Origin of the sequence: Ilumatobacter fluminis, from assembly GCF_004364865.1 — a bacterium.
Lineage (GTDB): Bacteria > Actinomycetota > Acidimicrobiia > Acidimicrobiales > Ilumatobacteraceae > Ilumatobacter > Ilumatobacter fluminis.
In genome coordinates, this window is record NZ_SOAU01000001.1 from 2378730 (window position 1) to 2402435 (window position 23706).

The following is a 23706-nucleotide window of genomic DNA, read 5'->3' on the forward strand; positions in this document are numbered from 1 at the left end:
AGCGGCTCAGGCGAACAGGGCCGTCAGTTCGGCACGGTCGGTGTCACGGGCGGCCCGCATCGCGTCGAGGCCCGGTGCTCGCACTCGGCCCTTCGTGTCGCGATGTGCGCGGGCGTCGAGCGCGAGGAACTGTGCTGCTCGCGCCTGTGCCTCGGCCAGGACCTGGTCGGGCGCCACGATCCGATCGAGGTAGCCCGCGGTCACGGCGCTCTGCGGATCGAAGGTCTCCGACAGGATCGCCGAGCGTTGGAACGCCGGCGGCGTCAGCCGCATCCGCATCAGCGCCACGGCCGTGTGGGGCATCGTCATCCCGATCGACACCTCGTTCGCGGCGATCTTGAACGGGCCGTCGGCGCCGACCCGCTCGTCGCACGACAGGAGCAGGAAGGCACCCATCGCCATCGCGTGGCCGGTGCAGGCGGCGACCACCGGCCGGGGCCACTCGAGGAGTCGCAACGACAGGTCGAACCCGCCGATGACCATGTCGACCACCGCCTGGCCGCCCTCCGACATGACCGACAGATCGAAGCCGGCCGAGAACCGACCGTCACGGCCGGCCAGGACGACGGCCGCGTCGTCGGCCGTCGCCCGGTCGAGCGTCTCGTTGATCGCCTCCTGCATGGCCGGCGAGAGTGCATTGGCGCGCCCGTCGTCCATCGTGATGGTGGCGACGCCGTCGCTCAGGTCGTACGAGATCATCGGGTCTCCGTCATGCTGTCGTGGAGGTCCGACGGCGCACGGTGACCAGCACGAGGGCCGCGCCGGCCGCCAGCAGCACCATCGCCCATCGCACTGCGGTGTGCGGGCTCGAACCCGTGGCCGGGAGCTCCGGAGCGACGGTCGACGGCACCGGGACGGTCGTCGTCGGCGTCACCGAGTTCGACTGGACGACGATGTCGAACGTCGTGGTCGTCGTGTTGCCACTGCCGTCGGTCGCCGTGCAGGTCACCGTCGTGGTACCGACCGGGAAGGTGCTCCCCGAGGCCGGATCGCAGACGATCTCCACGTCGTCGGAGTTGTCGGAGACGGCCGGGAGGTCGTACTCGACCGTGGTCGGTCCGTCGCTCTCGACGACGACCGTCGGTTCGGCCGGCTCGGTGATGACCGGATCCTGGTCGTCGACGACCGTGACGATGAACGAGTCGGCTGCGACGTTGCCGGCAGCGTCGGTGGCCGTGCACTCGACGGTGGTGTCGCCGATCGGGAAGACGCTCCCCGAGGCCGGCGAGCAGACGATCGCCGACGAGTCGAGCATCGCTTCGGTCAGCGCGCCCGTCGGGATCTCCGGATCGTCGGCGGTGACGACGAAGGTGACTGTGGCACCGGCCTCGCCGTCGTCGGCGGGCGCCGAGACACCGTCGGGAACGGTGAGCGTCGGGGGCGTGATGTCGTAGTCGACCGACACCTCGTTCGACGCACCGCTCGCCTGGCCACCGGCGTTCTCGGCTGCTTCGTCGCGGATCGAGACGACCACGTCACCGCTGCCGGTCATCCCCGACACGGCGATCTCGAAGTCGCCGCCACCGAGATCGGTGACGGCCGCAGTCGATGGTGCGGCAGCACCGCCGAGGACGACATCGTCGGAGTCGAGGCCGGTGACCTCCTGGTCGAACGAGGCCGTCAGGACGATCGGCGACTTGTTCGTCGGATCGTCCTGGCCCGCGTCGAGCGCCAGGTCGACGGTCGGCGGGTCGGTCAGGGCGAGCCCGACGAGCACGGGGTCGTGGTCGGACGACCGGTACGGGTCGGCGGCGTAGGTGGTGAGGGCCGACGATTCACGCTCGAACGACTGCTCGGAACCGTCGAGGACCGCATCGTTGTAGTCGAACTCGACGGGTTCGTCGGCGTTGATGTTCCACACCGTCGCACCGGTGACCGACGGCCGCAGGCTGTTGTTCGCCAAGGCGTGGTCGAGGTAGCCGAGCTGGCCGTCGAACACGTAGCTGTAGATGTCGGAACCGAACTCGGCTTCGAGCAGATTGGTGTAGCCGGCGTTCGCGAGCCCGGTGATCGGGTCTTCCTTCGCGTACGCGTTGAGGTCGCCGATGATGAGTACGTCGGGGTCGCCGCTGTCGGTCGGGTCGGTCGCCAGGTAATCGGCGAGCGCCAGCGCCGCATCGGTGCGGGTGACGTTGCAGTTGCCCTGACCGTCACCGAGGTCGGGGTCGCCGGCGCAGGCCGATCCCTTCGACTTGAGGTGGTTGACGGCGACCGTGAACGCCTCGCCCGTCGACGTCTGCGTGAACGTCTGGATGAGGGCCGGACGGTTCTTGTCGTCGATGAAGTCGGGGTCGACGCTGCTGTCGAGGATGGCGTAGTCGCCGGTCGGCGTCATCGTGGTGGTGCGATAGATCAGACCGACCTTGATGGCGTCGGTCCCGATGAAGCCGGTGTCGACGAAGTCGTAGGTGCCGGCACCGACGATCGCGTTCACGGCGTCGACGATCTGTTGCGTGGCCGCACCGGTGTCGTTCTCGACCTCGATGATGCCGATCACGTCCGCATCCATCTCCGCCATCGCGGCGGCGATCTTGTCGAGCTGGCGAACCCGCTCGGCCTCGGAGTCGGCGCCGCGGCACTCCATGTTGGCCGACGGGCCGCAGATGTCGCTGCCGGCGTCGACGTTGGCGAAGTAGTTGAGGACGTTGAACGAGGCAACGATCACGTCGCCACCCACGTCGTCGGGGGTCGCCGTGCGCGGGTTGGCCGGAGTAAAGGAGTAGTCGACACCGTCGACGGGACGCAGACGCCACGTGTTGTCGCCGGAACCGGGGAACGACCAGTGCATGACACCGGTCAGGCCGGTGATGGTCTCGCCACCACGGAACCGGTTCGTCGTGCTCAACCCGCCTTGCGGGTAGGCGTAGGGCTCGTCGGCGTCGGGGCCGACGATGATGTCGTTCTGGTCGTTGTTGTCGTCGTCGAGGATCACCCGGCGGGTGGCCAGCGAGTCCTGGAACGCCGCGTACTCGGCGACGTCGGGCGGGTTGTCGTGGGTGAACTGGAAGGGCCGGGCGTCGGCGGTCAGGACCAGCTGACCGAAGCGGCCGAGCTGGAAGTATTCGCTGACCGCGAGGGTGTCCGGGTACGTCACGAGCATGCCTTCGAGCGACTCGAACGTCGCCTCGTCGAGATAGCTCCCGGCTGCGGGGAGGGTGACCGCGGCGGCGGTCGGCAGCGGGTTGCCGGAGCTCACGATCGAGACGTCGCCTGCATCGACAGCGTCGAGCTGGCTCATCCCGAAGAACTCCTCCGGGGTTCCGTTCACGGAGACGAGGTCACCGACCGCCAGTGGGTCCGGGCAGTAGATGTTGCAGAACACGTAGATGCCCTCGGACGTGGCCGAGTCGGCGTCGGCGTCGGCGTCTTCCTCCTGGACGAAGAAGCCTTCGACGACGTCGTCGTCCTCGATGAGGCCGGTGACGATGCCCTCGACGATGACCGGAGCGGTGATCGCGACGCTCGGACCGGAACCCTGCACCTCGTGGATGAAGACCTCGGCGACTTCGGGGACGCAGTCGGTGCCGAACGCTGCGCCGTCGATGCTGGTGCCCGGCGAGAACAGTGCGCCTCCGGAGCCGGTCGCGGTTGCGTGACCGACGAAGGCACCGGTGAGGTCCGGGTCTCTGGTCAACGACTCGTCGTTGCCGCCCTCAGCGCCGTAGGCGACGGTGGCCACGAGGCCGGACGAGCTGTCGTTCAATGTGACGGAGTCGCCGCCGTTGTTGAGGCCGATCGTGCCACTCGAGGCCGTCTGGACCAGGCTGCCGCCGAACGGCCCGGTCGGCGTGCCGCCACCGAACACGACCGCGGCGCAGTCGGCCGGCAGCGTCGTGCCCGCACCGAACGTGTGGCGTACGCCGACGGCGTCGCTGATCGTCCAGCCGGAGATGTCGACCGGCTCGGTGCCCGTGTTCACGATCTCGACGAACTCGTCGTTGTCCGAGCTGCGCACTCCGTCACCGTTCGCGTCGCCGAGGATCGTCGCCTCGGGGTCGGCGTGGATCTCGTTGATCACCACGCTGGACGGGACGACGGCACACGCGGTCGCGGCGTTCGGGGTCGGATCGCCCGTGCACCACGTGGTGGCGAGGTTCTCCGACATCTCGTCGCTCCCGGCGGCGCCGTTGCCGCCCGTCTGGGTCTCGGTGCCTTCGCTCAGGTCGTCACGCTGCCAGGTGACGCCCGTGGCATGCGGACCGTCGGCGATCAGCGCCTGCGATGCGAGGGCGGTGTCGGCGAGGTACGTGGAGGTGTCGGTGTCGGCATCGGGACCGTCGATCGAGACGCCGGTCTTGTCGACCGCCTCGGCGGTGTCGCCCCAGATCGCGTAGTCGATGTCCTGCACCAGGTCGGACGCGCCGTCCCACGTGTAGAGCACGACCACTTCGCCGCCATTGGTCAGCCCGCCCTGGTCGTTGATCGACCCGGCGGTCGCCTCACGCATGTCGGGCACCGCGTCGGCGGCAGCATCGTCTTCGAACAGTTCGTACGTCGGGGCGACGCCGTAGGTGGCCAGGAAGTCGGCCGAGCCGGTCATCGCGACGGTCTGGTACTCGCCGGCGGCGATCATCGCGCCGTCGGGGAAGCGGGCGTGGAAGTCGGAGAAGCCGCCGCCACCGGCGTTCGAGCCGGTCACGATGTTGTAGTAGTACGTGCCGCCTCCAGCGAAGGTCGCGTCGGTCAGGTAGACGTCGCTCAGATCGACCGAACCGGATCCGGCATTGAAGATCTCGATCATCTCGCCCTCGGTCGGGGTCACGACGATCTCGGTGAGCAGCAGGTCGGCGGGTGACGGTAGGTCGCAGTCGTTCGCTGCGCCCGGCGTGTCGTCGGTGCCGACCGGCGTGAAGGCGCCGATCTCCCAGACGCCACCGCAGCGGTAGGTGTGCCCGGGCACGAAGGTGCCGTCCGGGCCGACGATCGTGGTCGAGTAGACGAGATCCTCGGCCGGGACGTTCTCGCTCAGTGCGACCGAGTCGACGATCGCGGTCCACGGGGTCGAGTCGAACGTTCCGTCGTCGTTCGTGTCGAGGTCGTCGCCGTCGGCGCCGCTGAAGCCCGTGACGAGGAGATGCGTCACGTTGTCGCTGTTCTCGAAGTTCAGATCGACCGTCGCATCGGCCGTCGCCAGCGAGAACGTCGACTCCGCTGCGACGAACAGGCCATCCGTGCCGAGGCTGTTGCCGTCGAGGGCAGTCACGTTCTCGATCGTGCCGGACCCACCGGCGCCGTCGCCGATGACCAGGTACGTGTAGCCGTCGAGCGAGGTGTCCGCCGTGCCGGCGAGTTCGACGTACTCGTCGTCGTCGTCGCCGGACTGATCGATCCTGATCTCGTTGATGACGACGTCCGGCACGGCGACGACGGCAGCTGCGGGCGACGACGTCAAGACGATGCCGGAGGCGAGCAGACCGAGGGCGGCGGCAGCAGAGCCGAGGCGGGCGGCGAGGCGCATAGAGGAACTCCGAACGGTGTTGGGCGGCACGAGCCGCCCCGACGGGCGGCTGTCCCGCACCTTAGAACATCGTTCCACGTCCCGAGAACGGGTGTGCGCCGAACCCTCGGGCACCGACCCGAAAACGAAGGAAACCCCCTGCTGAGCAGGGGGTTTCGGAGCGGACGACGGGATTCGAACCCGCGACCCTCACCTTGGCAAGGTGATGCTCTACCAACTGAGCCACGTCCGCGTAGCGGTGAGAAAGATTAGCAGCGAGATCCCCGGAACGGACAACCTCGCTCGTCGAATGTCAGTCGCGTGCGTCCTCGGGCCGCAGATCGATCCGGAGGGTGAGCACACCGTCCACCAGCTCGGCGTCGGCGTCACCGATGATCGCGAAGTCCTGGAAATCGGTCTTCGCCTGGGCGATGAAGGCCTGCCGTTCATCGCCGGCGACGGGCGGGAGCGGGCGTTGCTTCACCGCCTTGGCGCGGTCGCGGAAGCGTTGGATCATCGCGTCGACATCGAGGCTGGCCATGTGGCCGACTGTATCGGAGCGGTCCCCCGACCCGACCGGTCAGTCGTCGCGGTTGGGCTGCAGCTCGGCGTCGAGCGCTTCCATCGCCCGACGCATCTCGTCGGGGTCGATCTCGTGCTCCGGCAGGTCGTCGAGAAACGGACGAGCCGAACCGAGCGGGGTCGCCGCCCGGTCGTCGGCGACGGAATCGCCGGCTTCGTCGGAACCGTCGCGTTCCGCGTCGACTCCGACGTCGTCGCCGGAACCGTCGCCGAGCGGCGTGACCGGGAGTTCGGACGGGGTGTGGCGAGTCGGCGAGGTCGGGTCGCTGCTCGTCGCGATGCCGTCAGCGTCCCGTTCGGCCGCGTGTTCGCGATCGTCCTGGCCGTCGTCGTGCAGATCGTCGAAGCCGGTCACCGACGGCCCGGCGTCGAACGACTCGTCGAGTCGGGGCGGTGCCGCGGCGCGCCGAAGCGGTTCGGCGCCCTCTGGCCGCACCTCGTCGAGTCGGCGCCGCTGCCAGACCGGGTCGCCCCGACGCCACGTGCGCTCCCCCATCAACTCGAGGGGCCCGAGGAACTCGGGGTCGGGTCGGGTCGACCGACGAAGCCAGAACGCCACCATCACGAGGCCGAGACCCATCACGACGAGCAGGGCCACGATCGCCCACACGGTCCGGGTGCTGTCGGGGTCGCCGATGTCGACGGCGAACGAACTCGCCCCGATCATCGCTCCGTCACGCCCTGGCTCACGGCGTCTGATTCTGCCAGCTCACCCGGTCTGATGCACAGGACACCAGATCGTGGTACGACCACCGATGGTGTCGCGACGCATGGGCGCACCGTCGCGTGGGCACGGCGGGACGGCCGATCGCGCCTCCGGGTCGAGCGTTCCGGTGTGGCTCCCGCCGCGTTCGAGCATCGCCGGGAGGTGCTCGCCGCACGCCGCGACGAACGCCTCCAGACGTGCGCGATCGAGGGAGTTCGCCGGCGCAGCCGGGGAGATGCCCGACTGCCACAACACCTCGTCGACGCACATGTTGCCGAAGCCGGCCACCACCGACTGGTCGAGGAGGATCGTCTTGACGGCGGCCCGGCGACGACCCAGTCGGACGACGAGATCGTCGACGTCGAGCGTCAGGAAGTCCGGGCCGAGACGAGCGAGATCGGGGTCGAGGGTGAACACCGCCCATCGTCGCGGGTCGTTGACGCGCAACGTCGTGGCGTCGTCGAACGTGACGACGAGCCGGTTCCAGGCCGGGTCGTCGCGGCCGCTGGCGTACTCGAGACGGTCGATGGCCGACACCCCGTCGACGATCAGCCGGCCCGTCATCCCGAAGTGCAAGGCGAGTGAACGGCCATCGTCGAGATCGAGCAGCACGTGCTTGCCCCGCCGACGGGTGGCCTCGACCGTTCGGCCCGGCAACTCGCGAACGAGTTCGGCCGCCATCGCCTGATGATCGTCCACCTCGACCCGGGCGACCCGTCGGGCGACGACGTGGTCGGCGCTGCGTCGGTAGATCTCGGCCTCGAGACCTTCCGGCATCAGCCGTTCCGGTCGACCTGATCGAGGAACTTCGCGATCGGCTCACCGACCCGGTCGAAGTGGATCAGGAATGCGTCGTGGCCGTGCGTCGACTCGATCTGCACGTACTCGTTCGCGACACCGTTCAGGCTCAGCATCGAGCACATCTCGCGCTGTTGGTACTCGGGATAGAGCACGTCGCTGTCGATCCCGATCGTGAGGTTCGGCACGGTGATGCGACGCATCGCCCGCTCGACGCCGCCGCGGCCGCGGCCGACGTCGTGGAGGTCCATCGCCTTGCCGATGATCAAGTAGCTGTTCGCGTCGAACCGGTTGACGAGCTTGTCGCCGTGATACTGCAGGTACCGCTCGACCTCGAATTCCTGCCAGAGCCCGAAGGTGTCGCCGATCTTGGCCCGATCGGTGAGCGACCGACCGAACCGCTGGGTGAAGGCGTTGTCACTCCGGAACGTGACCTGGGCGACCTGTCGAGCGATCGCCAACCCCTCGGTCGGACCGTCACCCGGTTCGGCGTCGTAGTAGTCGCCGCCGCGCCAACGCGGATCGAGGCGGATCGCCCGTCGGCCGATGACGCCCCACGCGATCTGCTGGGCGCTGGCCTCCATGCAGCTCGCGATCGGGACGAGCGAACGCACCCGGGACGGGTACATGATCGCCCACTCGAGTACCTGCATGCCGCCCATCGAGCCGCCGACGACCGAGGCCCACTGGTCGATGCCGAGGTGACGCATGAGGTGCCACTGGGCGCGGACCATGTCGCGGATGGTGACGACGGGAAAGCGGGATCCGTACGGTCGGCCGTCGTCGGGGTGCGGCGAGGCCGGCCCCGTCGACCCCTGGCAGCCCCCGAGCACGTTCGGACAGACGACGAACCAGCGGTCGGTGTCGATGTACTTGCCGGGACCGATCACGTCGTCCCACCATCCCGGCGCCGGGTGGCCCGGCTTGGAGCGGCCGGCGGCGTGGCTGTCGCCGGTCCAGGCGTGGCAGACGAGGATCGCATTCGAGGCGTCGTCGTTCAGCTCCCCCCACGTCTCGTAGGCAACCGTGACGTCCCGGAGGACCGACCCGTTCTCGACCGCGAACGGATGCTCGGTCGCGAAGGTGTGGAACCGACGGTCGCCGACCGGGTCGTCGGTGCTCCAGGCACCGGAGACCGGGGGTGGCGTCGTGCTCATGGGGTTCCTCTCGTCGTCGATCGTCGTGGCGCATCGCGAGCGGACTCTCCGCCGGTTTGCCGGCGAACCGGCCGCATCTGGAGACGGCCGAAGCCGCATCCGGAAGGCACCTTGGTGGCGTTGTCCAGGTTGCCGGGCCCGTCGTCGTGACCGATGGTGAGCCGCTCGAAATGCTGCGCCGCACGCTACCAGCGCGCACCCGCCCGAGACCAGATGGTTGCCGAGGAGCGATGCACACGCGCTGCCCGTGCCGACGGTGTACGTTGCGCCAATGCGTGTTCTCGTCGTTGGCTCCGGAGGGGTCGGTTCGGCGTTCGTCGCCATCGCATCACACCGTGCGGCGTACGAACACATCACGGTGGCCGACATCGACATCGGGAAGGCGGAAGCGGCGGTCGAGACCGCCGTCGACGTGGACGACGGCCGAGTCAAGGCGGCGTTCGTCGACGCGTCCGACGAGGACTCGGTCGCCGATCTCGCACGACGGTGCCGTGCCGACGTCATTCTCAACGCGTGCGATCCGCGGTTCAATCCGCCGATCTTCCAGGGCGCCTTCGCGGCGGGGTGCCACTACGTCGACATGGCGATGCACATGTCCGAACCGCATCCGAGCGATCCGTACAACAAGACGGGGCGCCGGCTCGGCGACGCCCAGTTCGCCCAGCACCCAGTGTGGAAAAACCGTGGGCTGATGGCACTCGTCGGCATGGGCGTCGAGCCCGGCTTCTCCGACGTCGCGGCCCGCTACGCCGCCGACCACCTGTTCTCCCGCATCGACGAGATCGGGGTCCGTGACGGCGCCGACCTCGTCGTCGACGGGTACGACTTCGCACCGACGTTCTCGATCTGGACGACGATCGAGGAGTGTCTCAATCCGCCGGTCGTCTACGAGCGCGATCGCGGCTGGTTCACGACGGAGCCCTTCAGCGAGCCGGAGGTGTTCACGTTCCCGGAAGGCATCGGTCCGCTCCAGTGCGTCAACGTCGAGCACGAGGAGGTCATCCTCATCCCGCGATGGATCGATGTGCAGCGGGTGACGTTCAAGTACGGGCTCGGTGAGGACTTCATCAACGTGTTGAAGACGCTGAAGAAGCTCGACCTGGTGTCGACCGAGCCGGTCGAGGTCCGCGGCGTGAAGGTGTCACCGCGCGATGTCGTCGCCGCAGCTCTGCCCGACCCGGCCGAACTCGGCGAGCGCATGCACGGCCGCACCTGCGCCGGCACGTGGGTGAAGGGGCTCGACAACGACGGTGCCGAGCGCGAGATCTACCTGTACCACGTGGTCGACAACGCCTGGTCGATGAAGGAGTTCGGGCATCAGGCGGTCGTGTGGCAGACGGCCGTGATGCCGGCGGTCGCGATCGAGCTCATGGCCACGGGTGTCTGGAACGCGATCGGCGTCGTCGGTCCCGAGGCGTTGCCGCCCGATCCGTTCCTCGACCTGCTCGACCAACACGGCGTCGAATGGGAGTGGACCGAGTATCGCGACCGCGCCCCGGCTCCCGAATCCGACAGCGGCGCCGCCTGACGCCTCTCCGTCGGGTCAGACCGGCGCGAGACGTCGGGCCGCTGCGAGGGCGTGGTCGAGTGAGTCGGTGAACGCCTCGCCCTTCCACGCGATGTCGAACGCCGTGCCGTGGTCGACCGACGTGCGCACGATCGGCAGACCGAGCGTGACGTTCACACCCGTGTCGAAGGCGAGCAGCTTCATCGGCGCGTGGCCCTGGTCGTGGTACATCACGACGATCGCGTCGTATCGGCCGCGATGCACGGCCTGGAAGAAGACGGTGTCGGCGGGGTGCGGTCCGGTGGCGTCGACGCCGTCGGCCTGTGCGGCTGCGATCGCCGGGGCGATCTCGTCGGCGTCCTCGCTTCCGAACAGACCGTGCTCGCCGGCGTGCGGGTTCAGGCCGCACACGGCGATCCTCGGCTGGTCGAGGTAGCCCCGCAACGAGTCGTGGGTGAGGCGGATGACGTCGAGCACTCGGGCGGTCCGGGTGCGTTCGATCGCATCCTGCAGCGAGCAGTGGGTCGAGACGTGGGTGACCGCGAGCGTGCCGTGTTCGTGTTCGGCGGTGAGCATCATCGTGACGGACTCAGCGCCGCATCGATGGGCGATGAACTCGGTGTGGCCGACGAACGACGGCGTCGAGAGCTGGGTGGCCTCCTTGTTCATCGGCATCGTCACGATCGCCTGCACCTCACCGGCCAGCGCCAGGTCGGTCGCCCGGGCCACGTAGTCGAGCGCCGCGGCACCGGCCGCACGATCGAGTTCGCCCGGCCGGTGCTGCTCAGCCGACAGGGCGCCGACGTCGATCACGTCGAGCGTGCCCGAGGCGACGTGCGACGGGCGGTCGACGAGCCGAAGGGGCGCGTCCAAACTCAGGAGTTCGAGTCCGGCACGGAGGATCGACGCGTCGCCGACCACGACGACGTCGTCGCCGAGCAACGCGCCGTCAGCGGCTCGACGCAGGACGAGCTCCGGTCCGACGCCCGACGCGTCGCCCATCGTGATCGCGTACGGAACCGTCATGGCCGTCGGAGGCGGTCGAGCAGGTCGACGAGGGCATGGTCGGCGCCGAAGCCCCCGGACCGGGTGACGATCGGCGCATCGAATCCCGCGGCGTCGACCCACGCCTCGCCCGGACCGAGCGAGCCGAGCACCTCGACGTCGGCGTCGCCGATGACGGCGGTGGCGGTGTCCCCGCCGAGGATGACGATCGCACCGAGTTCGACGTGGCGTCGGATGTCGTGCACGCCGCGGGCGAGCGCGCTCGCTGCGGCGACGGCCATCGGTTCGTCGACGTCGCCGACGGGGATCTCGGTCGCGATCACGAGCGTCCCCTCACGTTGCAGCTGGCGGGCGGCGATGTCGTCGGCGATCGAGCTGACCGGGATGCCCCGCCGCTCGGCGAAGTCGATCTGGCGGCGGGAGGCCGGGTGGACGCTGCCGCAGACGACCAGGACCGACCCGTCGACCGGTGGCACGTCGAGCGTGTCGTCGTCGTGGGCGACGACGGCAGCCGCGGCACCGACCGCGGCGGACGTACCGGCGAGGACGACGTCGGCGGCGTGCTCGGTCCACCGGGCGACGATCTCGTCGATCTCGTCGTCGTCGACGGCGTCGACGACCGCGACGCCGTGCGGCGCCGCCAGCCAGGCGTCGAGCCCGTCGCGAACGGTGACCTCGCTGGCGTCGTGTTCCCCCGCCTGCAGCAACGCTTCGACTGGCCGCGAGGTTCGGACGGCGCGTCGGACGTCGGTGGCGGCGTTGCCTTCGTGTACGGGTCGTCCGAGTTCGAGCACGACCCCTCCCTCGCAGGTTCGACCGAGCGACGGCAGTGACGGGACGAGCAGCACCGGTTTGGTGCGGGCTCGGGCGGCCAGTTCGGTCGGCCAGTTGCCGCGGAGCGTCGAGTCGATCTTGTGGGCGTGGAACGTGGCATCGGGCAGGACGTCGACCCGATCGGCGGCGTCGGCCGGGCTCAAGTGCCTGCTCCCCAGATCGAGCACCCCGATCGGACGCTCCGACGCCGAGGTGCGCGGCCACGCGGTGACGGCGACCGGTCCGGTGCCGTGGTCGGCGAGCACGGCTGCGCTCTCGAATGCTCCGGTGCGATCATCAGCGGCGACGAGGAGTTCCACGTCCGCATTCTGGCGCGTGCAGCCTGCTCGGTAGGTTTCCGACATGCCAACGACGCACGGACACGCGGTGAACGGTGACTGCACGATCTACTTCGAGCGGTTCGGGTCGCCCGACGATCCGACGCTGTTGCTCGTGAACGGTCTCGGATCGCAGTGCGTCAACTACGAAGAGGCGTGGTGCGAGCGCTTCGCCGCCGAGGGCTATCAGGTGATCCGATTCGACAACCGTGATGTCGGTCTGTCGACACACTTCACCGACGCACCGGTCGGCGACGACGGTGCGGCCTATTCGCTGCGCGACATGGCGGCCGATGCGATCGCCGTGCTCGACGCCGTCGGCGTCGAGCGAGCTCACGTGATGGGCTTGTCGATGGGCGGCATGATCGTCCAGCAGTTGGCGATCCACCATCGCGACCGTCTGCTGACGATCACCTCGGTGATGTCGCGGACCGGCGAGCGCGAGTACGGCCAGTCGACACCGGAAGCGTTCGCCCTGCTGACCGCTCCCCCGGTGACCGAACGCGACGACGTGCTCGACCGAGCGGTCGCGTCGCTCCACGTGTGGGGCAGCCCGGCCTTCCGTGACGAGGAGCGGGCCCGGGCGCAGGCGGCGCGCGCCTACGAGCGCGCCTTCGACCCCGCCGGAGTCGGACGTCAGTACTTCGCCGTCGTCGCTGCGGGTTCGTGGGCCGACGAACTGGCCGGGGTGACGACGCCAACGCTCGTCCTCCACGGCTCCGCCGACACCCTGATCGACATCAGCGGTGGCCGCCGCACGGCCGAGCTGATCCCCGGCGCCCGCTTCGTCGAGATCGAGGGCATGGGCCACGACTATCCGCCCGAGTTCTGGCAACGCTGGATCGACGAATGGACCTCCTTCGTCGCCGCCTCCACCCCCACCTGACCCTCCCTCGAGTCCACGCAATGCGTGAACAAACTGCGGAATAGTTCCGCAGTTTGTTCACGCCTTCGAGGTGAGGGAGGAGAGGAAGGTGGCGGTTCGGGACGACCAGGTGTCGAGGCCGGCTCTGGTCGTGGCGACGACCAGCTCGCTCTGGGGCATGAGTTCCTGCAGGCGGGCGGCGGTGGTGAGCGGATGGGTGGCGTCACCGGTCCAGGCGAGGATCAGCACCGGTACGTCGATCGTCGCGATCGCGTCAGCGAGTGGCAGATCGGCCGTCCCCGCACCGCGGAAGACGCGGGCCAGGCGGACGGGATCGGTCTCGGCGAGCTTGCGCTCGAAGCGCTCGGTCCAGAGCGGCTCGTCGGCGACGGGGTCGGGTGGCGGCACATCGGCCGACGCGGCCAGCAACTCGGCGTGCCGCTCCGCCTCCACCAGATCGGCCATCGCGGCGTACAACCCGGTCTGCGCAGCTCGGGTCTCCCACCCCGTCGGTGGGATGACCAACACCAGTGCACGAACCCGGTCGGGAGCGATCAGGGCGGCATGCAGGGCGGTCGCGGCGCCCATCGAGGCACCGGCCGCCACGTAGCGGTCGATGCCGACGGCGTCGGCGAGAGCGAGCTGGTCGTGCGCGAGGGACTCCCACGAGTAGTCGGTGGGTTCGGTGGTCGAGTCGCTCCCGCCGTGACCACGGGCGTCGTAGCGGAGCACGCGATGCCCGGCGCCGGCCGTCGACCAGTCGACGAGGGCGAGTTGATCCTCCTCGTCCATCGACGAGGTGAGACCGTGTCCCCACACCACGTCGGGGCCATCGCCGGTCAGGCGGTAGTCGAGGTGGCAGTTCCGGACGACGGTGCTCGGCATGGTCGCGACGGTACCCAGCCTCGGCTCGGCGAGCGTCAGTCGGGATCGACGCGGGGCAGGCTGCAGGCCGGGGTGCCGCCCGGCAGCTTGTGCCGGTACTTCGCGACGAGTCGGTAGACGACGCCGGCGAGCTGCCGGATGCCCGGCAGTGCCATCACCGAACCGAGCACCGCCCACACCCCACCGGCGTGGCGCAGCGAGGCGATGACGGCGAACTCGGCAGCGCAATGGTCACCGTCGTCGGTCACCCACTGCACGGCCTGTTCGCACTCGTCCTGGGTCAGGCCGAGCTCGTCGAGGTCGAGGAACTGCCACGGCTCCACGTGCTCGAGTCCGAGCCAGCGCTGGCCACGGCGGGCCCAGGTCGTGCAGAACGCGCAGTCGCCGTCGAACACGAGGAGGGGGCGGCCGGCGATCATGACGAACCGAAGGTGCCGACGACGGGCTGGGCGAGACGCATGCGCTGCTCGTACCCGGTCTCGTACGGCATGAAGCCGTTGCGGTCCGGGTAGATCATCTGCAGCATCGAGAACTCGCCACCCCGGTACCAGGAGCGGGCGGTCTCGAAGAAGGCGCCGTGTGTGTCGATGTCGACCGGGGCGAAGGCACACCGCAGCTCGTTCTCGAGCAGGCCGACGAGTTCGACCTCGAGTGGGATCTCGGTACCGCCGCGGACGGCGTCGACGACGAGCCCGATCAGCCCACGGCTCGTGACCGGCGTCAGCCCGAACACGACCAGCTCGGGGAACCCGAGCAGGGCCGGGAGCCCGATCGTGTAGGCGTAGGCGGGGAGCGGCGGGTCGGTGTCGGCGCGTGGCGACACCGGCTCGAGCGCCCACCCGTCGGTCTCGATCATCCACTCGATCTTCTCCGCGTGCGGGATGTGGAAGTCGGGCAGCTCCATCGCCTCCGACCCTACCCCCGGCCGTTACCTCGACCGGCTCGGCGCCGAGGTCGATAGCGTCCGACCTGACATGTACCGATTCCTGCTGCGCCCGAAGTGGATTGCGTTCCACCTCGTCGTGGTGTTCGGCATCGTGCTCATGATCAACCTCGGCTTCTGGCAGCTCCGACGGCTCGACGAGCGCCAGGAGTTCAACGCGACGGTCGAGGCTCGGTACGACGTGGCGGCCGCACCGCTCGACGAGGTGCTGACGCCGACCACCGACCCCGACGACGTGGAGTGGCGTCAGGTCACCGTCTCGGGGACCTACCTGCCGGAGGGGGCGTTCAGCGTCGTCAACCGTTCGCAGAACGGCGCCGCCGGGGTGAACGTCGCCGTGCCGATGCGACTCGACGACGGCAGGATCCTGATCGTGAACCGGGGCTTCGTGCCGCTCGTGTCGGGCGACGCTCCGCCGGTGCCGGGCATCGATGTCGACCTGGTCGGGCGGCTGCGCGAAACCGAAGTGCGACGCACCGGTCAGCTGAGCGACCCGGCCGACGGCGTGCTGACCGAGGCGCAGCGGATCGATCTCGACCGGCTGGCGGCCCAGCTTGACGGTGACGTGGTCCCGATGTACGTCGACCTCATCGAGTCGACCCCGCCCGAACCGGACGGGCCGCCGTTCCCGATCGCACCACCGGAGCTGTCGGAGGGCAACCACCTCTCGTACGCGTTCCAGTGGTTCATCTTCTCGATCGCCGTCGCGGTCGGCTGGGTCCTGGCCGTGCGCCACTCCGTGCGAAGCCGTCGGGAGGAACAGAGCGCCGCGGCTCCCGACGCCGACTCGGACGAACCGGCTCCCACCGAACCCGCCGACCAACCCGCCTGACGCCGAGCGCCAGGCCGTCGCCCGACCGTCCTGCGTCGATCCGGGACGCCGAGACCCAGCGCCCCCGACCACGTCCCGGCGCAACCAAGGTTCTCCGCGGCTCCCGTCCGAGATCCCGCACCGACACCACCGAGAACCTGCCCAGCCGACAGCACCCACGATTCTCGGCGGCTCCCGTCCGATATTCCGTACCAACGCCGCCGAGCACCCGCCCAGCGATCGGCGGCGCGGAAGCCAACTACCCGGCCCGACCATCTCGGCGACCGCGGAGACGGGACGCCGGAGGCCTCAGAGCCGACGACGCATCGACGACAACGACCCGTCGCAGCCACCGTTCTCGGCGGCTCTCGTCCGACATCCCGCACCAACGCCACCGAGAACCCGCCCAGCCGACAGCAACACCAAGCGACCGACCGTTCTCGGCGGCTCTCGTCCGACATCCCGCACCAACGCCACCGAGAACCCGCCCAGCCGACAGCACCCACCGTTCTCGGCGGCTCCCGTCCGACATCCCGCACCAACGCCACCGAGAACCGGCCCGACCCCGGTTTTCGGGGGCTCGCGTCCAATGTCCCGCACCAACGCCACCGAGAACCGGCCGGCGCCTGGCAGGCGCCGGGGTCAGGTGGTGTGACCCGCGGCTTCGATGGCGGCCATGCGGCGGAACTGTTCGACGACGTCGGGCGTCGAGTGGTCGGGGTCGAGTTCACGGTAGACCGCCTCGACGTTGACGGCGATTCGACCGAACTCACCGAGCGACGAGAAGTCCTCCCGCGCACCGATCGCGACGGCGAGATCTCGTGCGGCGTCGAAGGCATCCATGCCCGCCGCGTGCCGCTCGCCGGCCCCTCGCTCGACGAAGCTCAGGTAGTCGCGCACGGCGGTGACGCCCGCCTCGTCGGTGACCGGGCCGTGGCCGGGGACGACGGTGTCGACGTCCATTCCCAGCATCAGGTCGCATGCGGCGATCCAGTTCGACAACGGCCCTGCCCAGACGATGGGCGTGCCGCCGATGAAGAGGATGTCGCCGGTGTAGACGGTCTTGGCGTCGGGCACGACGACGATCGTGTCGCCCGCCGTGTGCGCCGGACCGACCTCGATCAACTCGACCGATCGGCCCCCGACGTCGAGTTCGAGGCGACCGTCGAAGGTGCGGTCGGGCAACCGCATCTCGATGCCGTCGAAGTCGAACTCACCGAAGAACGATCGGAACAGATCGCCGGCGGCACCCGGGTCGTTGTTCAACGCGGCGAGCAGCGCCGGCGGCACGTCCTCCATCTCGCTCGCCGCTGCCGATGACGCGACGATCGTCGCGGTATCGGCGACCACCGAGTTGCCGTAGCAGTGGTCGCCGTTGGCGTGGGTGTTCACGACCGTGCCGATCGGCGCCGAGCGGACGTGGTCGGCCATCGTGTCGAGCATCGATCGGGTCAACGCCGAGTCGAACAGGGTGTCGACGAGCAGCGAGGCACCGTCGCCCACCACCAGCCCGGCGTTGCTCCATCCCCAACCGCCATCACCCTGCAGATACGCCAGACAACCGTCGGCCACCTCGTCCAACCGGATCTCCCGATTCCCCATCCCCACAGGCCTACCACGCCCTCGCTCCGCTCGACGGTCCGAACGATCTCAGTGCAAGGAGGCCGGTATCCCGGACCCAGATCTGCGAGAGCTCGGACAGCAGCCCCACGTTCTCGGCGGACACCGTCCGGCATCCCGGACCCAGGTCACCGAGAACCGAGCTGCCCCGCCGACGACCCACGATCTGGGTGAACCCAGGCCGGCATCCCGGACCCGGGCCACCGAGAAGCCTGGTCAGGGCACCGTGAGGGTGGAGACCAGGCGCTCGGCCTGGGTGACGACGGCGAGGTACGGGTCGGCTCGTGGCACGCCCGGGAGCGCCGAGGCGTCGGCGACGAACAGGCCGTCGTAACCACGCACCCGACCGGCGTCGGTGACCACACCCTCCCGAGCGGTGCCGGCGACGTGGTAGTGGCCGCCGGCGTGCTCGACCACGAACTCCTCGAACCGGTCGGGGGTCGACCAAAGATCGTCCGTCGTCGTGCCGGCCGAGTCGACGAACACTCGCTCGACCACCGCCCCGAACGGCTCTGCCGACAGCAGCTCGAGCGCCGATCGGACACCGGCGACCAGCCGCTCCCGATCACCTGGGTCGGTCAGCTGCCCGAGCTCGACGACCGGCTCGCCGTCACGACCGAGACGAACCCGGCCCTCGCTCGACACCGTCGTCAGCCCCACCATCAACGCCACGTATCCCGGCGTGCTCAGGTGTTCGACGGGCAGCAGCTGGAATCCCCCGTGATCGGCCACGCACGAGATCGTCGGTGCCGTCGGGTCGGCGACACCGTCCGTCAGCGAGAGCGTCAGCGTGAAGGCCGGATGATCCTGCAGGTGGTCGCCCAACCCCGGCACGGCGACACCGCTCCGCAGCAGGAGTGCCGGCGTCCGGATCGCGCCGGCGCACACCACCACGGCGTCGGCGTCGTAGGTGCCGCCGGCGAGTTGGACGCCCGTCGCACGACGACCCTCGAAGCGGATCGAGCGCACCGGTTCGCCGACGACGACCGTCAACGAGTCGGGTGCGACGGCGAGGTAGGCGTCCGCCACGGTCACCCGTCGACGATCTCGGCGGACCAGCCGCACCGGCCGGGCGTGCGGATCGGTGTCGAGCAAGGCGGCGGACAGGGGTCCGTGCGCCCACGGTTCTTCCAGGGGCAGCAGGTGACCGCCCGGATCGTCCCCGGTGACGATCGACCCGTTCACGAGTGACGAACCACCGAGCCCGTGCCCCTGCAGGTACGGCTCGGGGTGTCGACCGGGCCGCCGCACGACCTCGGTGGGCAACAGTCGGTTCGGGTCGCTCAGGTAGGGGCCGAGGTCGGACGCTGCGGGCGTGGGCACGCCGTCGAAGCGCGGTCCCGACTCGACGAGGAGGACCTCGTGTCCAGGCCGTTGTGCGAGGCGAGCGGCGACGACACAGCCCGCTGCTCCCCCGCCGACGACGACCCAGCGCGGCATCAGCCGTCGCTCATGCGCGGCGTCTCCGCAGGCAACCCCTCGAGGTGGCCGGCGTCGTTGTACCGGACGAGCCGCCATCGACCCGGTCGGCCGAGCACCAACTCGGTGAGCGAGGTGTTGAGGGTGTGCACGTCGAAGTCGCCGGTCATCGGCGCACGGAGCGAACGCCGCAGGATGGCGTCGATCACCCCGCCGTGGCAGACGACCACGACGGTTCCTCCCTCGTGCTGTGCGATCACCTCGGTCAGGGCGACGCCGACCCGATGATGGAACGCCGCCACGGTCTCACCGCCGGGGAAGGTGACCGTGAACGGATCGGCCTCCCAGTCGGGCATGCCGTGTCGATCGATGAACTCCTGGAAGGTCAGCCCGTCGCATTCGGGCCCCGGGTCGTGCTCGCCGAACCCGTCGACGACCTGCACGTCGAGCCCCAGCGCCGGAGCGATCAGCTCGGCGGTTTCGCGAGCCCGTGGATAGGCGGAGCTGATCAGGGCGGTGGCGTCGACCTCACCGGTTCGTTCGAGTCGAGACCGGAGCCGTTCGCCTTGTCGCTGCCCGAGCTCCGACAAGCCGCTGCAGGTGCGCGGCCCACCGACCACCCGGTTGACGGTCACGACCGACTCGCCGTGGCGCACCAGGACGATTCGGGTGGGCCGGTGCTCGCCGTCGCTCACGACCGACCGCCCTTGGCGTCGGCTGCGGCGACGATCGCGTCGAACTCGTCGTCGGTCAACGGCAGCACCGAGAGGCGGTTGCCGCGGGCGAGCAGCCGACACTCGGCCAGTTCGGGCATCGCCTTGAGCTCGTCGAGGGACAGGAAGGTCAGCGGTCGGTCGGGCGCCACGGTGACCCAGTCCCAGCGGGGGTCGTCGGGGTCGGACTTCGGGTCGAAGTAGTCGGAGTCGGGATCGAACTGGGTCGGGTCGGGCTCGGCACCCTTCACGATCTTGGCGATACCCGCCACCCCGGGCGGCTTCGCGTTCGAGTGGTAGAAGATCGCTCGATCGCCGCGCTTCATCTCCCGCATGAAGTTGCGGGCCTGGTAGTTGCGTACGCCGTCCCAGCCCTCACGCTTGGCAGCGACCAGATGGTCGTAGCCGAACACGTCGGGCTCGCTCTTCAGGAGCCACTTCGCCATGCGGGGCACGGTACCGCACGCGCTCGTGCGCGGACCCGATGCGGAACCCGCCGACCGGGCGCCCTGCGACGCCCGTCACGCCCGCCTGAATTTTCGTCCAAATGCGAACGAGGTGTCGTCCGATCTCGTAGGTTCGCTCCAGTGGTCCCCCGGCACCGCTTGACGATCCGTTCCATCGACCCCGACCCTCGGGCGACGGCCATCCAGACGGCTGCCCGCCAACTGGGTTTGGTCACCGACGACGCGTTGGAGGTGAAGGTCGCCGACGTCGTCTTCCTGGAAGGCGATCTCGACCAGGACGCCCTGAACAAGCTGCACGGCTTCCTGGTCGATCCGCTGCTCCAGCAGGGCCGCTGGGGTGAGCCCAACGGCCACGGGACCGAAGTGACGTTCCTCCCCGGTGTGACCGACTCTGCGGCGGCGAGCCTGTTGCACGCGGCCGAGCAGTTGGGCGTGCCGATCACGGGCGCTGCGACCGGACGCCGGGTCGAACTGGGCGACATCGACGACGATCTGGCCGACCGCATCGTCCGCCGGATCGTCGCGAACCCGGTGATCGAACGGTGGCAGGTGGGAACGGTCGAGCCGACCTTCCACGCCGAGAGCGTTGCGTCCGGCGTCGCCGACACGGTCGAGATCATCGGCAAGACGATGGACGAGCTCCTCACGATCGGTGTCGAGCGTGGCCTCGCCCTCGATCCGCAGGAGCTGCGGGTCGTGCAGGCCCACTACGCCGAACTCGGCCGTGAGCCGACCGACGTCGAACTCGAGACCCTGGCCCAGACGTGGAGCGAGCACTGCGCCCACAAGACGTTCCGCGCTGCGATCACGACCGACGACGGTGAAGACCGCCCGTCGCTCATCCAGATGCTCCGCAACTGCACCGACTCGATCGACGCGCCGTTCGTGAAGTCGGCGTTCGTCGGCAACGCCGGGATCGTCGGGTTCCGGGGCGAGACGACGATCGCGCTGAAGGCGGAGACCCACAACCATCCGTCGGCCGTGGAGCCGTTCGGCGGCGCCAACACCGGCGTCGGCGGCGTGATCCGAGACGTGCTCGGCATCGCCCACAAGCCGATCGCGGTCACCGACATCCTGTGCTTCGGCCCGCCCGACACACCGCTGTCGAGCGTGCCCGACGGGGCGCTCCATCCGCTCCGGATCCGAGACGGTGTGATCGACGGCGTCGCCGACTACGGCAACAAGATCGGCCTCCCGACGGTGGCCGGCGCCGTGCTGTACGACCCGGGCTTCACGACGAACCCGCTCGTCTTTGCCGGGTGCATCGGCGTGGCCGAGGGGTGGTCGATGCCCGACGGCCCGTTCCCCGGCGACCGGGTCGTCGTGCTCGGCGGACGCACCGGCCGTGACGGCATCCGGGGCGCGACGTTCTCCTCCCTCACGATGGACGCGTCGACCGGCGAGGTCGCCGGCGCGAGCGTGCAGATCGGCGACCCGATCGTCGAGAAGCTGCTGATCGACGTGCTCGTCGGTGCGGAGCACCTGTTCAGCGCCATCACCGATTGTGGCGCCGGCGGACTGTCGTCGGCGGTCGGCGAGATGGCCGAGGGCGTCGGTGCCGACGTCGAACTCGACGAGGTGCCGCTCAAGTACGCCGGGCTCGAGCCCTGGGAGATCTGGTTGTCGGAGGCCCAGGAGCGGATGGTGATCGCCGTGCCGCCGGCCAACATGGCCGAGCTGGAAGATCGTTGCAGCTACTACGGCGTCGAGCTGGCCGATCTCGGTGAGTTCACCGGCGACGGACGACTCGTGGTCCGCAGCGGCGGGGTCCCGGTGCTCGACATGACCACCGAGTTCCTGCACGACGGTCGGCCACCGCGGGCCCTGACCGCCAAGATGCCCCAGCCGAAGCGGGGCGAGGAGGTCGGCCGCGAGGTCGACGACCTGCGCGGCACCCTGCTCGGGCTGCTGTCGCATCTGAACATCGCCTCGAAGGCGGAGACGATCCACCGCTACGACCACGAGATCCTCGGCGGGACGGTCATCCGACCGCTGGTGGGCCGACTGAGCGATGCACCCGCCGACGGTGTGGTCATCGCCGAACCGACGGACGACGCCGGCATCGCGATCGGCATCGGCGTCAACCCCTGGTGGGGGCTGCACGACCCGGAGGCGATGGCGTACGGGGCAGTCGACGAGGCGATGCGCAACGTGGTCGCCGCCGGCGGCGATCCCGACAACACGGCGCTGCTCGACAACTTCTCGTGGGGCGACCCCCGACGGGAGTCGACGCTGGGCGAGCTCGTCGCCGCCGTCGACGGTGCGTGCGCCGCCGCGATGGCGTACCGGGCACCCTTCGTGTCGGGCAAGGACTCGCTCAACAACGAGTACACGGGTGCCGACAGCAAGCGCCACGCGGTGCCGCCGACGCTGGTGATCACCGCCGTGGCCAACGTGCCCGACGCCGACCGCTGCGTCACCCCGGTGCTGCGGCAACCCGGCAACAAGATCGTGCTCCTCGGCTCGACGGCGACCGAGTTCGCCGGCAGCCATCTCGACCTGCTGCTCGGCGAACCCGACGATCCCGGATCGGTGCCGTCGCCCGACCCGGATGCACCGACCCGCTACCGCAACCTGCATCGGGCGATCAACGAGGGCCTGGTCTGGTCGTGCCACGACCTGAGCGAGGGCGGCCTCGCGGTCGCGCTCGCCGAACTGTGCATCGCCGGTCGCCTCGGCGCCGAGATCACCGAGCTCCCTCACGACGACCTGGTGACCTCGCTCTTCGCCGAATCGCAGAGCCGACTCCTGGTCGAGGTGGCCCCCGGCGATCTCGACGAGTTCCGGGGCGTCATGCACGAACCCGTCCGGGTGATCGGCACCGTGACCGAGCTGACCGATCTCGTCCTGCCCGGACTCGACCCGATCGACGTCGAAGACCTCGCCGACGCATTCACCCGACTCGAGGATCTCGCATGAGCGCCGTTCCCGCCCTCGTCGTCGCCGGACCCGGCACCAACCGCGACCGCGACCTGTCACTGGCGCTCGAACTCGCCGGGGCCGACCCGACGATCGTCCTGGCATCGGAACTCGCCGAGAACCCCGACCTGCTCGACGAGGCACGCCTGGTCGCCGTCGCCGGCGGCTTCTCGTACGGCGACGCACTCGGTGCCGGCCGCATGCTCGCGCTCGACCTGAACGTCGGTGTGGGTGACCGGCTTCGCGAGTTCGTGGCGACCGGCCGCCCCGTTATCGGCATCTGCAACGGGTTCCAGGTGCTGACACGCACCAAGCTCCTCCCCGGCGCCCTCGGCCACAACGCACACGGCCGGTTCGAGTGCCGTTGGGTCGTCCTCGACCCGAAGCCGAGTTCGCGGTGTCTGTGGACCAAGGGCATCGAGCAGCCGATCCACTGTCCGATCGCTCACGGCGAGGGTCGCTACGTGCACCCCGATCCCGAGGCCCTGGCCGAGGCGGGCCAGATCGCACTCACCTACCGCAGCACGAACCCGAACGGCTCCGTGGCCGACATCGCCGGGGTGTGCAACGCCGACGGCAACGTGCTCGGGTTGATGCCGCATCCGGAGAACTTCGTGGTGGGTCGCCAACACCCCCACTTCAGCAACGGGGGCGGGCTCGATCATCTCGGCCTCCAGTTGTTCCGCAACGGAGTCGCGGCAGCGGCGGAGATGTAGGAGTC

Annotated in this window: 20 protein-coding genes and 1 tRNA gene; 5 read left to right on the forward strand and 16 right to left on the reverse strand. The window is 69.4% G+C overall.

The features are described 5' to 3' along the window. Positions 1-6 precede the first annotated feature (6 nt). From BDK89_RS10840 to metX, 7 genes are all read right to left on the reverse strand, one after another. On the reverse strand, positions 7-699 hold the full coding sequence (locus BDK89_RS10840) for a crotonase/enoyl-CoA hydratase family protein (protein WP_133868963.1): 693 nt from the start codon (positions 697-699) through the stop codon (positions 7-9). Positions 700-709: 10 nt separating this feature from the next. After that, the gene (locus BDK89_RS10845; protein ID WP_133868964.1) at positions 710-5458 is read right to left on the reverse strand and encodes an ExeM/NucH family extracellular endonuclease; all 4749 of its coding nucleotides are present in this window, start codon (positions 5456-5458) and stop codon (positions 710-712) included. A gap of 159 nt (positions 5459-5617) precedes the next feature. Next, positions 5618-5690, reverse strand: a tRNA-Gly gene (locus BDK89_RS10850). Positions 5691-5750: 60 nt separating this feature from the next. Then, a complete protein-coding gene (locus BDK89_RS10855) occupies positions 5751-5978 on the reverse strand; it encodes a hypothetical protein (RefSeq protein WP_133868965.1) in 228 nt (75 codons plus the stop codon). 39 nt (positions 5979-6017) lie between these two features. Continuing rightward, entirely contained in the window at positions 6018-6686 is a 669-nt protein-coding gene (locus tag BDK89_RS10860) for a hypothetical protein (RefSeq protein WP_133868966.1), read from the reverse strand. Positions 6687-6728: 42 nt separating this feature from the next. After that, on the reverse strand, positions 6729-7502 hold the full coding sequence (locus BDK89_RS10865) for an Fpg/Nei family DNA glycosylase (protein WP_133868967.1): 774 nt from the start codon (positions 7500-7502) through the stop codon (positions 6729-6731). Beyond that, positions 7502-8680 (reverse strand): homoserine O-acetyltransferase MetX, encoded by a 1179-nt coding sequence (gene metX / locus BDK89_RS10870; RefSeq protein WP_133868968.1) that lies wholly within the window; start codon positions 8678-8680, stop codon positions 7502-7504. The genes BDK89_RS10865 and metX overlap by 1 nt, the downstream gene beginning before the upstream one ends. 271 nt (positions 8681-8951) lie before the next feature. Between metX and BDK89_RS10875 the strand changes: the two genes are divergently transcribed. Further along, positions 8952-10208 carry a saccharopine dehydrogenase family protein gene (locus tag BDK89_RS10875; RefSeq protein WP_133868969.1) on the forward strand — a complete coding sequence of 419 codons (1257 nt, stop codon included), beginning with the start codon at positions 8952-8954 and terminating at the stop codon, positions 10206-10208. A 15-nt stretch (positions 10209-10223) separates the two neighbouring features. Here BDK89_RS10875 and pdxA read toward each other — a convergent pair whose 3' ends face one another. After that, positions 10224-11213 carry a 4-hydroxythreonine-4-phosphate dehydrogenase PdxA gene (gene pdxA, locus BDK89_RS10880; RefSeq protein ID WP_133868970.1) on the reverse strand — a complete coding sequence of 330 codons (990 nt, stop codon included), beginning with the start codon at positions 11211-11213 and terminating at the stop codon, positions 10224-10226. Next, on the reverse strand, positions 11210-12325 hold the full coding sequence (locus BDK89_RS10885; protein WP_166657520.1) for a four-carbon acid sugar kinase family protein: 1116 nt from the start codon (positions 12323-12325) through the stop codon (positions 11210-11212). The genes pdxA and BDK89_RS10885 overlap by 4 nt, the downstream gene beginning before the upstream one ends. A 43-nt stretch (positions 12326-12368) precedes the next feature. Between BDK89_RS10885 and BDK89_RS10890 the strand changes: the two genes are divergently transcribed. Beyond that, a complete protein-coding gene (locus tag BDK89_RS10890; protein WP_133868972.1) occupies positions 12369-13229 on the forward strand; it encodes an alpha/beta fold hydrolase in 861 nt (286 codons plus the stop codon). Positions 13230-13286: 57 nt separating this feature from the next. On the opposite strand, the gene BDK89_RS10895 is transcribed toward BDK89_RS10890, so the two are convergent. The 3 genes from BDK89_RS10895 to BDK89_RS10905 are packed head-to-tail and all read right to left on the reverse strand — an operon-like array spanning position 13287 to position 14997. Continuing rightward, complete coding sequence (locus BDK89_RS10895) at positions 13287-14093, reverse strand: alpha/beta fold hydrolase (RefSeq protein WP_133868973.1); 807 nt, start codon at positions 14091-14093, stop codon at positions 13287-13289. Between the two features lie 35 nt (positions 14094-14128). Continuing rightward, positions 14129-14512: a thiol-disulfide oxidoreductase DCC family protein gene (locus BDK89_RS10900; protein WP_133868974.1), complete on the reverse strand. Its 384-nt coding sequence runs from the start codon at positions 14510-14512 to the stop codon at positions 14129-14131. Then, complete coding sequence (locus BDK89_RS10905; RefSeq protein WP_133868975.1) at positions 14509-14997, reverse strand: DUF4262 domain-containing protein; 489 nt, start codon at positions 14995-14997, stop codon at positions 14509-14511. The genes BDK89_RS10900 and BDK89_RS10905 overlap by 4 nt, the downstream gene beginning before the upstream one ends. A gap of 70 nt (positions 14998-15067) precedes the next feature. Here BDK89_RS10905 and BDK89_RS10910 point away from each other — a divergent pair, with 70 nt between their 5' ends. Continuing rightward, on the forward strand, positions 15068-15868 hold the full coding sequence (locus tag BDK89_RS10910; RefSeq protein ID WP_166657521.1) for an SURF1 family cytochrome oxidase biogenesis protein: 801 nt from the start codon (positions 15068-15070) through the stop codon (positions 15866-15868). Between the two features lie 621 nt (positions 15869-16489). Here BDK89_RS10910 and BDK89_RS10915 read toward each other — a convergent pair. From BDK89_RS10915 to BDK89_RS10930, 4 genes are all read right to left on the reverse strand, one after another. After that, positions 16490-17449 (reverse strand): MBL fold metallo-hydrolase, encoded by a 960-nt coding sequence (locus BDK89_RS10915; protein ID WP_208294038.1) that lies wholly within the window; start codon positions 17447-17449, stop codon positions 16490-16492. A 234-nt stretch (positions 17450-17683) separates the two neighbouring features. Then, positions 17684-18907: a GMC oxidoreductase gene (locus BDK89_RS10920; RefSeq protein ID WP_166657522.1), complete on the reverse strand. Its 1224-nt coding sequence runs from the start codon at positions 18905-18907 to the stop codon at positions 17684-17686. After that, positions 18907-19581 carry a histidine phosphatase family protein gene (locus tag BDK89_RS10925; RefSeq protein ID WP_166657523.1) on the reverse strand — a complete coding sequence of 225 codons (675 nt, stop codon included), beginning with the start codon at positions 19579-19581 and terminating at the stop codon, positions 18907-18909. Before BDK89_RS10925 ends, BDK89_RS10920 begins: the two co-directional genes overlap by 1 nt. After that, positions 19578-20045, reverse strand: a complete 468-nt coding sequence (locus BDK89_RS10930) for an EVE domain-containing protein (RefSeq protein ID WP_133868979.1) — start codon at positions 20043-20045, stop codon at positions 19578-19580. The genes BDK89_RS10925 and BDK89_RS10930 overlap by 4 nt, the downstream gene beginning before the upstream one ends. A gap of 141 nt (positions 20046-20186) precedes the next feature. Here BDK89_RS10930 and purL point away from each other — a divergent pair, with 141 nt between their 5' ends. Both purL and purQ read left to right on the forward strand, forming a co-directional pair. Further along, positions 20187-22985: a phosphoribosylformylglycinamidine synthase subunit PurL gene (purL, locus tag BDK89_RS10935; protein ID WP_166657524.1), complete on the forward strand. Its 2799-nt coding sequence runs from the start codon at positions 20187-20189 to the stop codon at positions 22983-22985. Further along, a complete protein-coding gene (purQ, locus tag BDK89_RS10940; RefSeq protein ID WP_133868981.1) occupies positions 22982-23701 on the forward strand; it encodes a phosphoribosylformylglycinamidine synthase I in 720 nt (239 codons plus the stop codon). Before purL ends, purQ begins: the two co-directional genes overlap by 4 nt. Positions 23702-23706 lie beyond the last annotated feature (5 nt).